Here is a 13,274-nt window from a genome sequence, read left to right on the forward strand (position 1 = left end):
GCGTTGCACACTGACACCTGCTGGACGCCGCAGGGCGCATGCTGTGCGGCATTGTTTGCAACGCTTGCCTTAACACGATGCCCGCTGCCCAACGCATTGGTTTGATCTCCGACACGCACGGTCTGTTGCGGCCCGAAGCGGTGGCCGCACTGCAGGGATGCAGTGCGATCCTGCATGCCGGCGATGTGGGCGCGCCGGAGATTCTGCAGGCACTGGCCGCGCTGGCGCCGCTGCATGCGATTGCCGGCAATATCGATATCGCGCCCTGGGCAGCCGCGCTGCCGCCCACGCGTGATCTGGTGATCGCCGGCGTGCGTATCCACATGCTGCACGATCTGAAAACGCTGGCGCCTGATGTGCAGGCCGATGTCATTGTCAGCGGGCATTCGCACAAGCCGCTGGTGCGCACGCGCGCTGGCGTGCTGTACGTCAATCCCGGCAGTGCCGGGCGCCGCCGCTTCAGCCTGCCCATCAGCGTGGGCACGTTGTGGCTGGGCGATGGCGCACCGCGTGCGGAGCTATGCGTGCTGGACGCGCGCTGACGCAGTTGCCGCGTGTGTGACGTGCACCACGCGCGTGGCCGCACACGCGCAGCAATCACGGCAACGATGACCTGGCCTGCACACCGGCGCGCCCATCCTCGTGCGCTGATTCGTTGCGAGGACATCAGCATGAATACACGTCGCCAATTCCTGTCTGCTGCCGCGGCCGGCACCACGGCGCTGGCCGCATCGCCATTGCTGGCACAGTCATCCGCACCGGGGAGCGTGATGCCCACGCGCGGCCGCACGGCGGACCCTGCCGTGCAAACTAGCGCACCGGCCAAGGGTGCACGTTATCGGCCGACCACGCGGCTGGGCTTTGGTGGCGTTGCGATCGGCAACGGATTTGCGCCAGCCACCGATGCGCAAAGCGAGCAGACGCTGGCGGCAGTGTGGGCCTCGGGCGTGCGCTATTTCGATACCTCGCCGTGGTACGGGCTGGGCCTGTCCGAACGCCGCACCGGCCATCATCTGCATAACCATGCCGCCGATAGCTACGTGCTCTCGACCAAGGTGGGGCGCTTGCTGACCGCGACCGACAAACCGCCGAAGACCATGTGGCAGCAGCCGTCGCCGTTCGATTACCGCTACGACTACAGCGCCACCGGCGTGCGCCGCTCGATCGAAGACAGCCTGCAACGGTTGGGTGTGTCGCAGATCGACATCGTGTACATCCACGATCTCTCGCCGGAGAACGAAAAAGACCTCGGCATGCCCTGGGAGCAGCGCTTTGCCGAGGCCGCCAAGGGCGCGATGCCGGAGCTGACCAGGATGCGCAAGGAGGGCCTGATCAAGGCCTGGGGCTTTGGCGTCAATCGCCCGGAACCGGCCTTGCGTGCGATCGAAGAAGCCGACCCGGATATCTTCTTGCTGGCCTGCCAGTACTCGTTACTCGACCACGCGCAGGCCTTGCATGACACCTTCCCGAAGATCGCCAGGCACGGCGCCTCGGTGGTGGTGGGCGCGCCGCTGCTGGCCGGCTATCTGGCCGGGCGCGACCGCTACCTGTACGAAGGCACGGTGCCGGAGTGGGCGCCGGCCAAACGCCAGAAGGCCCTGGCGATCTGCGACAAACACGGCGTGGATCTGCGCACGGTGTCGCTGCAATTTGCTGCCGCACCGGAGGTGGTGTCGGCGGTGATTCCCGGCGCACGCACGGCCGAACAGGCGCAGGCCAACGCGGCCTCGATGCGGGTGGCGATTCCTGCCGCGCTCTGGGAAGACCTCAAGCGCGCGCAGGTGATCGAAGCGGATGCACCGGTGCCGGTGGCTGGATGATCTGACTGCCCGCTGCTGTTGCGAGGTGGTTTGGAGAAGGTTAGCGGCGCGCTGTGAGATGTAGCGCGCTGTCTCCATTGCAGTGCTGACGAGGTCGTCGCAGCACTGCAATAAGCAACTGAACTTCAGGCGGCGTGCCCGCAGCCATGGCAGCACGCGCCTGTGCAGTGAGCTGTCGCACGACAGCAACAACAATGCAGAACATCACGGAATCAACAACGGCCGCAACGTAGGCACGTGCTGCGCCAACTCATCGGCCACGATCGCCGCAAACAGGTCCGCACCATCGGCGCCGAGATGCGTGTAGTCGAACGCGAGCTTGGCCTGGCCCATCGGTTCTGCGCTGGCGTTGTCCTGCGCGGTGGCAGCGGTGGTGGTGGGCTTCTCCACTGCCGCAGGCGCCAAGGAGGGCGCAGCCGTCTGCGCCGGCGTCTTACCAATGGTGGTGCCCGACTGCGCGGCAACCAGTTGCGCCGGCTCTGCCGGGCGCTGCGCCAGCCGCATTGCCAGCACCGGGCCCATGCCTTGCACCAGCGCCCGGCTGCGCGCGTGCAGGTCGAGGAGTGGTACCTGCAGCTCGCGCGCCACCGCACGCGTGGCCGCTGCCCACGGCGCCAGGTCGTCGATCAACTGGCCGCGTTCGAATTGCCGCCGCGTCAGCGGCGTCAGCAGCACCGGCAGCGCCCCGGCCGCACGCGCTTCGTTGACGTAGCGACGCAGGTTGGCCGGGAATTCGGTGGCCAGATCGGTCGAGCGCCCCGGCTTGCCGGGTTGATCGTTATGGCCGAACTGGATCAGCACCACCACCTGCCGATAGCCGCCGCTGCGCAGTTCCTTCAGCGCGATTTCCCACGAACCTTCGGCGCGGTAGTTGGACGTACTGCGGCCACCGCGCGCCAGGTTGAGGCAGCTCAGAAACGAGGTGACATGCTGCGCACAAAAGCTCGGTCCCCAGCCGCCTTGCACGGCGGTGGTGGAATCGCCAACCAACACGATCTTGCTGGCAGCCAACGGTGTAGTGGATGTCGCGGGCACGGGCACGGGCACGGTGGACGCCGGCACCGCTGGCGCTGCTGCAGCGGCCGGTGCACCAGCGGCCGCCTGCGCCGACAACGCCGTGCACATGGCCAATAGCGTCAACACCGCAAAAGAAAACATACGCATGGATCACCGTAGAGCAGGGCGGTCAGAACGTGCCGCGTTGAATGAAGGGGGCTTGTTGATACAGCTGCCGCTCGCCGCCGCGCGGGTCGTTCGCCAGTTGGCTGGGCACATCAAACAGCAGCGTCTCGCGACGTTCGAGCGAGTACTGTTTCCAGCGCGGCAGGCTGCGATGATTGGGGTCGCCGTGACGCGCGAACGCGAGCAGGGCCGTGCTCATCTGGTCGGCCATCTGCTGCGCGGCGGGGCTATCGCCGGTACGCGATCCCGGCTGGGCAATGGTGTCGAAGACCAGCGGAATATCCAGCGTGTGGAAGGCGCCGAACTTGCCGCCGTCCAGTGGCGAGCCCCAGTCGAGTTGATACGCCCAGGTCGGTGCGCCCTGGCGTGCACGTGCCTCGGCTTCTTCGATGGCGCCGCGCCAGGAGCGCCCCGCCGTGGTGGCCGCGAAAAACACCTGCGACGGCGTGTAATCCGGGTACAGCCGGCGGTAGTGCGCAATCACCACCTGCGGCAGCAGGTCCACGTATTGCTGGGCTTCCAGCTTGGCCGGCAACGTGTCCCAGGTCAGCGCGAAGTTGCCTGCATCGTTTCCCAGAAATGCACGCGTTTCATCGCGGGTGTTGCCAATCACCATCGGGATGCGCGCCGACTGCAGCGGTGCGGTGGGCCAGAACGGATGCACCGGCAACGCGCGTGCGTCCAGCACCGGGCCCAGATACAGCGCGCTGTTTTCCACCCGCGAGGGGTCGCGCACCTGCGCGGCGGCCAGCAGCTGTGCCGCCGGCAGGGTGCGAATGCGCGCCAGCGTGTCGGGTGCAAGTTTCAGCGCATCCAGCAGCAGCTGCGCGCGCTGGGTGGCCGCACGCGGGCCGGCGGCGGTGACCTGCTGGCCGCTCATGGTCCAGGCGCGGTGGAACAACCCGCGTGCGGCCGGCATCGCCATCAGCGTGGCGATCTTGGCACCGCCGCCGGACTGGCCGAACACGGTGACATTGCCCGCATGGCCGCCAAATTCCGCTGCATGCGCGCGCACCCACTGCAAGGCCTGGATGAGGTCGAGCTGGCCGGCATTGCCGGAATCGGCAAACGTCGCATCGCCGAGCTGCGCCAGGTACAGATACCCGAACACATTGAGGCGGTGATTGACGGTGATCACCACCACATCGCCGCGCGTGCACAGATGGGTACCGTCGTACAGCGGGTCGCTGCCGGAGCCGGTGGTATAGCCGCCGCCGTGGATGTAGACCAGGATCGGCCGCTTGCCACCATCGCGCAGCGCCGGCGTCCACACGTTGAGGAACAGGCAGTCTTCGCTGGTGGGTTCGCTGGCCTTTGGCTGCGGGGCGGCTGCGCCGTAGGCACTGGCGTCGCGGATGCCGTCCCATGGTGTTTCCAGCACCGGCGCCTGAAAGCGCCGTGGCCCGGTGTCGCCCCCATAGGGAATGCCCTTGAACACGCAGATGCCCTGGCTGCGCACACCACGCACCTGGCCGCTGCGCACGCGTGCCACCGGTGTGCTGGTGTCGCGCGGCGCTGCCGGTGCGGCGGCGGCGCTCAGACCGGGCACTGCGGCGGCAGCGCCGGCCAGCAGGCCGCCACACACCAGCAGGCGGCGGCGCGGATCAACGCGGTTGGCGCGCGTCACTGCGGCGCATCCTGTGGCGTGGCGGGTGCGCTGATGTGCTGGATCCAGGCCTGGGCCAGCTGCGGCCACGCGGCCAGAGTCAGCCCGGTGGTGCCGCGGGTGCCGAAGCCATGGCCGCCCTGCGGGAACACATGCAGCTCGCTCGGCACGCCGGCGCGCAGCAGCGCGTCGTGCATGAGCAGGCTGTTGCGTACCGAAACAACCGTGTCGTCCTGGGCATGCAGCAGGAAGGTGGGCGGCGTGCGTGCATCCACGTGCCATTGCGGCGAATGCGCGCGCACTTTGGCGTCGCTGGGCGCATTGCCGAGCAGGCGTTCGCGCGAGCCCATGTGCGCGTTGGCGGCGTCCATGTCGATGACCGGGTAGATCAAGAGCTGGAAATCCGGGCGTGCGCTCAGCGTGTCGGCGCGGTCCACCGCCGGATACACCTGCGCGGCATAGCGGGTGCCCAGGCTGGCGGCCACATGCCCGCCGGCGGAGAAGCCCATCACGCCCACACGCTGCGCATCGATGCCGTAGCGCGCGGCATTGGCGCGGATCAGCCGGAGGGCGCGCTGCGCGTCGGCCAGCGGCACGTCGGCGCCGTTGGGGTGGCCCTCGCCGGGCAGTCGGTAACGCAGCACGAACAGGGTGATGCCTGCCTGGTCAACAAACCCCGGCACCAGCGAGGTGCCTTCGTTGTCCAGCACGATGCGCTGGTAGCCGCCGCCGGGCGTGACCAGCAGCGCGGTGCCGTTGGGCCGGGCAGGGCGGTACACCACCATGTACGGCGCGCTGATCGACTGGATATAGCGGTCCGGCACGGCCGCATCGCTGCTGCGCTCCACGATGCGCTGCGGTTGCGGCAGCGCGGTGTCCCCCGGTGCCATTCCGGCCGGCCACAGCGGAATGCGGCTGGCCTGCTCGGCGGCGGTGTCCGCACTGGGGCGCTCGTCGGCGGCGGCGGCAGCGGCGCCAGCGGCGCCAGCGGCGCCAGCGCTGAGCAAGGCCAGGCTGAGAAGCATGCCCCGGCAGCCGTGTACGACAACGGAAACGGCACGCCGGGCGCGCCTGCGATCGGTGTATTGCATAGACCCCTCCCAGGGTTTGCTTCGCTGCAGTGCACATGTTTGCCGCACTGCACATTGCCAATGACACCGGTTTACCATATACAGCACACCGTGCCGCTGTCGATTGGCAGTGCAACAAAACATCCATCAGGGAGACACCCTTGAGCAACGACGCCGCCACCCCGCCTTCGTCCACGTCCACGCTGTCCAAGATTGCCCAGCGCTTCGTGGAGGCCCGCCGCGCAGGCGCGTCGCTGCCCGACTTTCCAGGGGAAATTCCCGACGATCTGGTGACTGCCTACCAGGTGCAGGACATCGCCATCAGCCAGTGGGACGACCAGGTGGTCGGCTGGAAGGTGGGCTATATCGCCGCCGAGCGCCGCGACCACTCCGGTGACGAGCGCCTGCTGGGGCCGATCTTCGCCAACAAGCTGTGGAATGCCACCGGTGGTACAACCGAGTTCCCGATCTACGAAGGCGGCTTTGGCGCGGTGGAAGCGGAGTACGTGCTGATGCTCGACGCCGATGCCCCGGCAGAGCAGACCCACTTCACCCCGGAGCAGGCCGCCCAGGTGCCGGCCACGCTGTTCATTGGCGTAGAGATCGCCAGCAGCCCGCTGGCCACCATCAACAAGCTGGGCCCGCGCGTGGTGGTCTCGGATTTCGGCAATAACAACGGGCTGATCCTGGGGCCTGAAATCACCGACTGGCTGGGCCGTGACGAAGCTTCGCTGACCGCGCAGACCCTGATCGACGACCAGGTGGTGGGCACGGGCGGCGCCACCACGCTGCCCGGCGGGTTGCGTGCGGCCTACGCTTTTGCGCTCAGCCGTTCGGCTCAGCGCGGGCGCCCGCTCAAGCGCGGTGATCTCATCGCCACGGGCAATGCCACCGGTATCCATGATATCGAAGTAGGACAGCGCGCCCTGATTCGCTTTGCCGGCTTCGGCGACATTTCCTGTACGGCTGTGTCCGCTAAATAACGCGGATGCAGTGACCAGACGCTTGGGAGGGCGCCAATGATCACTCGCAGACATTTCCTCGGTGCCGGGCTCGGCGCCGCCGCCGCCAGTCCCTGGCTGGGCGCCGGTGCCACCACACCGATTCCCGGCGGGCAGCTGCTCACCGCCACCGACGTGCACGTGGGCGACTACCCCACCGTGGAAGCAGTGCGCTGGTTCGGCAAGCAGCTCGAAGCACGCACCAATGGCCGGCTGAAGCTGCGCCAGTACCACTCCGGCCAGCTGGGCCGCGAGTCCGAGGCGATCGACATGGCGCGCTTCGGTGCCATCGACATCACCCGCGTCTACTCCGGTGCGTTGAACAACACCTTTCCGCTGACCCAGGCGCTGTGCCTGCCGTACGTGTTCGACTCGGTGCCGCATCTGCGCCGCGCCATCGACGGGCATGTCGGCGACAGCGTGTTGCGCAGCTTCGAGCAGCGCGATCTGGTCGGCCTGGCCATCTACGATTCGGGCGCGCGCTGCTTCTACAACACCAAGCATCCGCTGCACCGCCCGGAAGATCTCAAGGGCCTGAAGTTGCGCGTGGCCTCTTCGGACATCTTCCTCAAGCTGATGCGCATGCTGGGCGCCAACCCCACGCCGATGTCGCTGGGCGAGACGTTCTCGGCGATGGAAACGCACATGATCGACGGTGCGGAAAACAACATGCGCAGCTTCCAGTCCAGCCGCCATTTCGAAGCCGCGCGCTACTGGTCGCAGAGCGAGCATTCCTACGCGCCGGACATCCTGGTGATGTCGCGCAAGAGCTTCGAATCGCTGAGCCCGGCCGATCGTGGCCTGGTGGTGGAACTGGCGCGTGCGTCGGTGCCGGTGATGCGCACGTTGTGGGATGCCTCCGAGGCCACCGCGCGGCAGCAGGTGATCGATTACGGCGTCAAGCTCAATCAGGTCGACATGCCGGCGTTCCGCGCCGCCGCCGCGCCGCTGCTGGCCGAGTACCGGCGGCAGCCGGAGATCGAAGCGCTGTACCGCCGCATCCGCGATTTTGCATAGAGGTGACCCGATGACCGAACCCGCATCCGTCAACGTGCCGGTCGCGCCATTGCAGCGCGCGCTGGACCGCGTTTCCAACTTCGCCATCGGCGTGGCAGCCATTGCGCTGCTTGGCCTGGTGGTCGTGCAGGGCTGGCAGGTGTTCACCCGCTACGTGCTCAACGACTCGCCCAGCTGGACCGAGCCGGTGACCCTGCTGTTGCTCAGCACCGCGCTGAGCCTGGCCGCCGCCGCCGGCGTGCATACCAACCGCCATTTCGGCTTCTATCTGCTGGGCGAACACATGCCGCCGCTGGTGCGCCGCGTGTTCGACGTGATTCGCCCGGTGATGATCATCGCCATCGGCGCGGTGCTGGCCTGGTGGAGTGCGGTCCTGTTGCTGGACGGGCTGGACATCAAGATGGCCGGCGCGCAGATGCCGCAGAGCATCAACTACCTGCCGCTGTCCATTGGCGGTGCGCTGATGGTGGTGTTTGCCTTGTACAAGTTGTGGCGTGTGCTGCGCCCGATCCACACCGGAGGAGTGCGCTGATGGGCATCGCCATGTTGTTGGGAACCTTTGTGGTGCTGCTGCTGATCGGCGTGCCGGTGGCCTACGCCTTGGGCGCGGCCGCACTGGCCACGTTGCTGTATCTGGACCTGCCCACGGTGGTGCTGGTGCAGCAGATTTCCGCCGGTAGCGGCTCGGCGTCGTTGATTGCGATTCCGTTGTTTATCTTTGCCGGCGAGCTGATGTTGCGTGGTGGCATTTCCGAACGCCTGATCGCGCTGGCGTCATCGCTGGTGGGGCGTGTGCGCGGTGGCCTGGGCCAGGTCAGCGTGCTGTCGTCGCTGTTCTTCGGCGGCGTGTCGGGCTCGGCGATTGCCGATGTCTCGGCGGTTGGCGGCACGATGATTCCGCAGATGATCAAGCGCGGCTACGACCGCGATTACGCGGTGAACGTGAGCATGACCGCCGCGCTGGTGGCGTTGCTGGTGCCGCCTTCGCACAACCTGATCCTGTTCTCGGCCGCGGCCGGCGGTGGCTTGTCGATCGCCGATCTGTTCGCAGCCGGCATCGTGCCTGCGTTGCTGATGACCGCCGCCATGATGGTCACTGGCTATGCGGTGGCGCGCCATCGCGGCTATGGCACCGAGCCGTTCCCGGGCTGGCGTGCGGTGGCCTTGCGCCTGTTCGGCGCACTGCCGGGCCTGGGCCTGGTGGCGTTGATCTTCATCGGTATCCGCGCCGGCATCTTCACCGCGGTGGAGAGTGCGGCCATCGCCGTGGTGTATGCGTTGATCGTCACCGCATTGCTGTATCGGCAGCTGCGCTGGGCCGAGTTCTTCGCCGCGGTGACGCATGCCGCGCGCACCACCGGCGTGATCCTGTTCGTGATCGCCACCGCGGCGGTGTTCGGCTGGTTGCTTGCGTACCTGCAGGTGCCGGCGGCGGCGGTGAAGTTCCTGCAGGCCATTGCCGACAGCAAGAACACCGTGCTGCTGATGATCGTGGTGATGCTGCTGCTGCTGGGCATGTTCATGGACCTGGCGCCGAAGATCCTGATCTGCACGCCGATCTTCCTGCCGGTGGTCAAGGCCTACGGCATCGACCCGATCCACTTCGGTCTGGTGATGGTGCTGGCCGGCGGTATCGGCTTGATCACTCCGCCGATCGGCTCGGTGTTGTTCATTGGTACCTCGATCGGCGAAATCACCGTGGCCCAAAGCATGCGCACCATCTGGCCGTTCTGGCTGGCGGCGTTGTGCGTGTTGCTGATCGTGGCGTTCTTCCCGGAGCTGTCGCTCTGGTTGCCCAGGGCACTGCGCGCGTAAGCGCCAGTGCCGGCGGGAGTCTCCCGCCTTCATCCAGCGGCCGGCGCTCCAGGTGCCGGCCGCTGCATCGCCCCGCACACCGGGGACAAGGAGAGAGCATGCGGTTTCGAACCACCCCCCTGGCCCTGCGTTGGCTGACCACCGGGCTGCTGCTGTGCGCCAGCCTGGCCACCGCCGCCGACTGGAAGCGCGGCATCGAGCACCAGCGCATCGCCGATCAAGGCAATGGCACCTTCCTCAACCCGGTCTTGGCCGGCGACCATCCCGACCCGTCGGTGCTCAAGGACGGGCAGGACTACTACCTCACACTGTCTTCGTTCGACGCCTACCCGGGCCTGCCGATCTGGCATTCGCGCGATCTGGTCAACTGGCAGCCGCTGGGCCATGCCATCACCCAGAACGTCGGCGCGATCTGGGCACCGGACCTGATCAAGCACGGCAAGCGCTACTACATCTATTTCCCGGCGCGGCGTGGCGACCAGGGCGAGCGCAGCAACTTCGTAGTGTGGGCCGATGACATCAAGGGCCCGTGGAGCAAGCCGATCGACATCGGCCTGGGCAAGTACATCGACCCCGGCCACGCAGTGGGCGAAGATGGCAAGCGCTACCTGTTCCTGAGTGGCGGCGACTATGTGCAGCTGTCCGACGACGGCCTGAAGGTGGTCGGCACGCCCAAGCACGTCTACGACGGCTGGAAATACCCGGAAAGCTGGGATGTGGAAGGCTATGCCCAGGAAGGGCCCAAGATCACCCGCCATAACGGCTGGTACTACATGACCACCGCAGTGGGCGGCACCGCCGGCCCGCCGACCGGGCACATGGTGATCACCGCGCGCTCGCGCTCGATCCACGGCCCCTGGCAGAACGCACCCAACAACCCGATCACCCGCACCAAGAGCGCCGACGAGCCGTGGTGGTCGCGTGGCCACGCCACCCTGGTGGAAGGCACCGACCAGCGCTGGTGGATGCTCTACCACGGCTACGAGCACGGCTTCTGGACGCTGGGCCGGCAGGCCCTGCTCGACCCCATCGAGTGGACGCCCGATGGCTGGTTCGTGGCCAAGGGCGGCGACCTGGGCACCCCGTTGAAGAAGCCCAGCGGGCAGGCCCTGCCGCACGGCCTGGCACTGTCGGACGACTTCCGCGCCGCAACGCTGGGCCCGCAGTGGTCGTTCTTCAACCCGGCCGCCGACGAGGCCAAGCGCCTGCAGGTGGGCGATGGCGTGCTGCGCCTGCAGGGCAAGGGCAGCGCGCCGCGCGATGCCTCGCCGCTGACGGTGATCGCCACCGACCAGGCCTACCAGTTCGAAGTGCAGATGACCGTGGCACCGGGCGGGCAGGGCGGGGCGCTGCTGTTCTACAGCGACAAGCTCTACGCCGGGGTCGGCAGCAATGGCGAAAACTTCGTCATGCACCGCTACGGCGAGGAACGCCCGGCCAAGCTGGCGCCCAGCAGCAAGGGCGGCGCGCTGTGGCTGCGCGTCACCAACAACCGCCACATCGTCACCATCCACACCAGCACCGACGGCACCACCTGGACCAAGTACCCGGTACAGATGGAAGTGTCCGGCTACCACCACAACGTGGCCGGCAAGTTCCTGGCACTGAAACCGGCGTTGTACGCCGCCGGGCAGGGCCAGGTGGAGTTCCGCAACTTCCGCTACCGCGCTCTGGACTGACCGTTCTGCATCGCCAGGCATGCCGCGGCGCCACTGGCCGCGGCCCGCCACAGGGTGCGAAACGGGACATCGGCAGGCTCCGCTAGGGCCTGCTGGCCCGCTGGCCGGTAGAATCCAATCAACTCGAACGGTTGACCGCTATGCCCGCCCGCAAGAATCCCGAAGAGGGAATGCCCGGCCTGCCGAAGGGCAAGGTAGCAACGATCAACGACATCGCGCGGATGTCGGGCGTGTCCAAGAAGACCGTCTCGCGGATCATCAACAACTCGCCGCTGGTGCGGCAGGACACCCGCGAGAAGGTCGAGGCGCTGATGCGCGAGGTGGGCTACGCGCCCGACCCGCTCGCCCGCGGGCTGGCGTTCCGGCGCTCATTCCTGATCGGCATGGTCTACGACAACCCCACCGCGCAGTACATCGTGGACATGCAGTACGGCGCGCTGGACGCCTTGCGCGGCTCCAGCTTCGAGCTGGTGGTGCACCCCTGCGACAGCCGCAGCCCGGGCTATATCGAAGGCGTGCGCCGGTTTGCACAGGCGCAGAAGCTGCACGGGGTGATCCTGGTGCCGCGTGCCTCCGAGGACCAGGCGCTGGCCGACATGCTGGCCGAGATCGGTTGCCGCTACACCCGCATCGCCTCGATCGCGCTGGACACCACCTCGCAGACGGTGATCACCCACGACCGCGACGGCGCGGCCGAGGCGGCCGACTACCTGCTCTCGCTCGGCCACCGCGACATCGCCCTGGTCACCGGCCCAAGCGCCTACCGCTCCTCGATCGAGCGCACCGCCGGCTTTGCCGACGCCTTGACCCGGCGTGGCATCGAACTGCCGCCCGAGCGCATCGTGGAGGCCGGCTACACCTTCGAATCGGGCGTGGCCGCGGCCGAAAAGCTGCTGCTGAGCAAGAAGCGCCCAACCGCCATCTTCACCGGTAACGACGAAATGGCCGCCGGTATCTACAAGGTCGCCCTGCGCGCCGGCATCAACATCCCGCGCCAGCTGTCGGTGATCGGCTACGACGACAGCTCGCTGGCCTCGCGCCTGTGGCCGCCGCTGACCTCGGTGCGTCGCCACACCCGCGACACCGGCCGCACCGCCGCCGCCATGCTGATCCAGCCCGACAACGCCCCGCAGCTACCCACCGCCAGCGTGCGCCCGCACCTGATCGTGCGCGACTCCTGCCAACCGCCGGAAGATTGAGGGCGTAGGGCTCTCCTCCGGCGGGGCGTGAAGGCACGGTTTGCGCGCCATGGGCGCGCGTGCCTTCGAGCGCCTGCAACTAAGCCCAGATGAAAAGATGCGAAGCCGCAGCGACAAATAAAGGCGTTATCCGCGCTTAACGGGGATTGGCCTTTTTGCGTATGGTTGTCATGCGAAGGTTCCTCATCCAACCGCGAGCCCTCTTGAACATCGGGACGGAATCGAACTCAGCTGCGACAATAAACGCACTCCGGTAGGATTCTTTGAGTGCGAACTGAGCGTCGCCTAGCGCTTTTGACCAATTCTGGTTTTCTTCAAGCGTTTTCGGAATTTTTCTCCTTAAAAGGTCGACGACCTGCTCGCAGGAGAGGGCTGCATTGTGCAGGGGCTGCAAGAGGCGGGCATCAACGATGTTCTCAAGAGGCACAGCGCGCAACGACTGCGCGAACACCTCAAACATTTTTGCCTGGGCGCTATATACGGATTCACGCGATTCCTCACCGTCATTGCCGAGGAAAAAAGTCTTGATAATTGCAGCGTTTAGCGCCGCTTGTTCTATCCGTTTGAGGAACACCTCAGTTCGTCTACTGACGGCGCGGCGCTCCTGACTAACCGCAAGCCGAGCGGCAAACCAAATTGCGGCTCCGGCAAGTAGTGCCTGCAGTAGTGCGGCCCAGACCTGCCATGCCTCGGGTTTTTCGCAGAATGTCCAAAAGACCGGCTCGCAAAGCTGGGTTGTAGGCATGTGGCTCCATCCTTATTTGTAAGTCCTGGCAAACCGCATTCTGATACACGGCAGTGACCCTCTGCCAACCGCAGACCAAGGTAAGAAGGTCCCTAATACCAAGTCAGCGTCTCTCAAGTGACCTCTTTCAAAGCAGCGGA

General features: G+C 66.6%; 12 protein-coding genes. 8 read left to right on the top strand and 4 right to left on the bottom strand.

The features are described 5' to 3' along the window. Positions 1 to 77 precede the first annotated feature (77 nt). Together ACD584_RS01240 and ACD584_RS01245 are read left to right on the top strand one after the other, a co-directional pair. Positions 78 to 542: a metallophosphoesterase gene (locus tag ACD584_RS01240; protein WP_175611748.1), complete on the top strand. Its 465-nt coding sequence runs from the start codon at positions 78 to 80 to the stop codon at positions 540 to 542. A gap of 129 nt (positions 543 to 671) precedes the next feature. Continuing rightward, positions 672 to 1,820, top strand: coding sequence for an aldo/keto reductase (locus ACD584_RS01245; RefSeq protein WP_116923838.1), 1,149 nt, complete (start codon positions 672 to 674; stop codon positions 1,818 to 1,820). A gap of 204 nt (positions 1,821 to 2,024) precedes the next feature. Here the strand turns inward: ACD584_RS01245 and ACD584_RS01250 are convergent, their stop codons facing one another. The 3 genes from ACD584_RS01250 to ACD584_RS01260 are packed head-to-tail and all read right to left on the bottom strand — an operon-like array spanning position 2,025 to position 5,633. Further along, positions 2,025 to 2,984, bottom strand: coding sequence for a rhamnogalacturonan acetylesterase (locus ACD584_RS01250; protein WP_228437945.1), 960 nt, complete (start codon positions 2,982 to 2,984; stop codon positions 2,025 to 2,027). A gap of 22 nt (positions 2,985 to 3,006) precedes the next feature. After that, a complete protein-coding gene (locus tag ACD584_RS01255) occupies positions 3,007 to 4,629 on the bottom strand; it encodes a carboxylesterase/lipase family protein (RefSeq protein WP_175611747.1) in 1,623 nt (540 codons plus the stop codon). Beyond that, entirely contained in the window at positions 4,626 to 5,633 is a 1,008-nt protein-coding gene (locus tag ACD584_RS01260) for an alpha/beta hydrolase (protein ID WP_076037501.1), read from the bottom strand. The genes ACD584_RS01255 and ACD584_RS01260 overlap by 4 nt, the downstream gene beginning before the upstream one ends. A gap of 206 nt (positions 5,634 to 5,839) precedes the next feature. Between ACD584_RS01260 and ACD584_RS01265 the strand changes: the two genes are divergently transcribed. The 6 genes from ACD584_RS01265 to ACD584_RS01290 all read left to right on the top strand — a co-directional run bounded on the left by ACD584_RS01265 (position 5,840) and on the right by ACD584_RS01290 (position 12,389). After that, complete coding sequence (locus ACD584_RS01265) at positions 5,840 to 6,661, top strand: 2-keto-4-pentenoate hydratase (RefSeq protein ID WP_011035403.1); 822 nt, start codon at positions 5,840 to 5,842, stop codon at positions 6,659 to 6,661. 36 nt (positions 6,662 to 6,697) lie between these two features. After that, positions 6,698 to 7,696, top strand: a complete 999-nt coding sequence (locus ACD584_RS01270) for a TRAP transporter substrate-binding protein (protein ID WP_011035404.1) — start codon at positions 6,698 to 6,700, stop codon at positions 7,694 to 7,696. Positions 7,697 to 7,706: 10 nt separating this feature from the next. Further along, positions 7,707 to 8,228 carry a TRAP transporter small permease gene (locus ACD584_RS01275; protein ID WP_161960236.1) on the top strand — a complete coding sequence of 174 codons (522 nt, stop codon included), beginning with the start codon at positions 7,707 to 7,709 and terminating at the stop codon, positions 8,226 to 8,228. Next, positions 8,228 to 9,511 carry a TRAP transporter large permease gene (locus tag ACD584_RS01280; RefSeq protein ID WP_005989684.1) on the top strand — a complete coding sequence of 428 codons (1,284 nt, stop codon included), beginning with the start codon at positions 8,228 to 8,230 and terminating at the stop codon, positions 9,509 to 9,511. Before ACD584_RS01275 ends, ACD584_RS01280 begins: the two co-directional genes overlap by 1 nt. A 98-nt stretch (positions 9,512 to 9,609) precedes the next feature. Then, positions 9,610 to 11,190 (top strand): family 43 glycosylhydrolase, encoded by a 1,581-nt coding sequence (locus tag ACD584_RS01285; RefSeq protein ID WP_019237104.1) that lies wholly within the window; start codon positions 9,610 to 9,612, stop codon positions 11,188 to 11,190. Positions 11,191 to 11,330: 140 nt separating this feature from the next. Continuing rightward, the gene (locus ACD584_RS01290) at positions 11,331 to 12,389 is read left to right on the top strand and encodes a LacI family DNA-binding transcriptional regulator (RefSeq protein ID WP_175611745.1); all 1,059 of its coding nucleotides are present in this window, start codon (positions 11,331 to 11,333) and stop codon (positions 12,387 to 12,389) included. A 136-nt stretch (positions 12,390 to 12,525) separates the two neighbouring features. Here the strand turns inward: ACD584_RS01290 and ACD584_RS01295 are convergent, their stop codons facing one another. Beyond that, complete coding sequence (locus ACD584_RS01295) at positions 12,526 to 13,134, bottom strand: hypothetical protein (protein ID WP_076037499.1); 609 nt, start codon at positions 13,132 to 13,134, stop codon at positions 12,526 to 12,528. Positions 13,135 to 13,274: the final 140 nt, after the last annotated feature.

It is taken from the genome of Xanthomonas sp. NCPPB 2922 (assembly GCF_041520885.1).
In the GTDB taxonomy this organism is placed as follows: domain Bacteria; phylum Pseudomonadota; class Gammaproteobacteria; order Xanthomonadales; family Xanthomonadaceae; genus Xanthomonas; species Xanthomonas campestris.

Coding starts and splice junctions, on each gene's coding strand:
- ACD584_RS01250 (WP_228437945.1), bottom strand. CDS start 2,984: ATGCGTATGTTTTCTTTTGCGGTGTTGACGCTATTGGCCATGTGCACG.
- ACD584_RS01295 (WP_076037499.1), bottom strand. CDS start 13,134: ATGCCTACAACCCAGCTTTGCGAGCCGGTCTTTTGGACATTCTGCGAA.
- ACD584_RS01245 (WP_116923838.1), top strand. CDS start 672: ATGAATACACGTCGCCAATTCCTGTCTGCTGCCGCGGCCGGCACCACG.
- ACD584_RS01285 (WP_019237104.1), top strand. CDS start 9,610: ATGCGGTTTCGAACCACCCCCCTGGCCCTGCGTTGGCTGACCACCGGG.
- ACD584_RS01260 (WP_076037501.1), bottom strand. CDS start 5,633: ATGCTTCTCAGCCTGGCCTTGCTCAGCGCTGGCGCCGCTGGCGCCGCT.
- ACD584_RS01280 (WP_005989684.1), top strand. CDS start 8,228: ATGGGCATCGCCATGTTGTTGGGAACCTTTGTGGTGCTGCTGCTGATC.
- ACD584_RS01240 (WP_175611748.1), top strand. CDS start 78: ATGCCCGCTGCCCAACGCATTGGTTTGATCTCCGACACGCACGGTCTG.
- ACD584_RS01290 (WP_175611745.1), top strand. CDS start 11,331: ATGCCCGCCCGCAAGAATCCCGAAGAGGGAATGCCCGGCCTGCCGAAG.
- ACD584_RS01275 (WP_161960236.1), top strand. CDS start 7,707: ATGACCGAACCCGCATCCGTCAACGTGCCGGTCGCGCCATTGCAGCGC.
- ACD584_RS01270 (WP_011035404.1), top strand. CDS start 6,698: ATGATCACTCGCAGACATTTCCTCGGTGCCGGGCTCGGCGCCGCCGCC.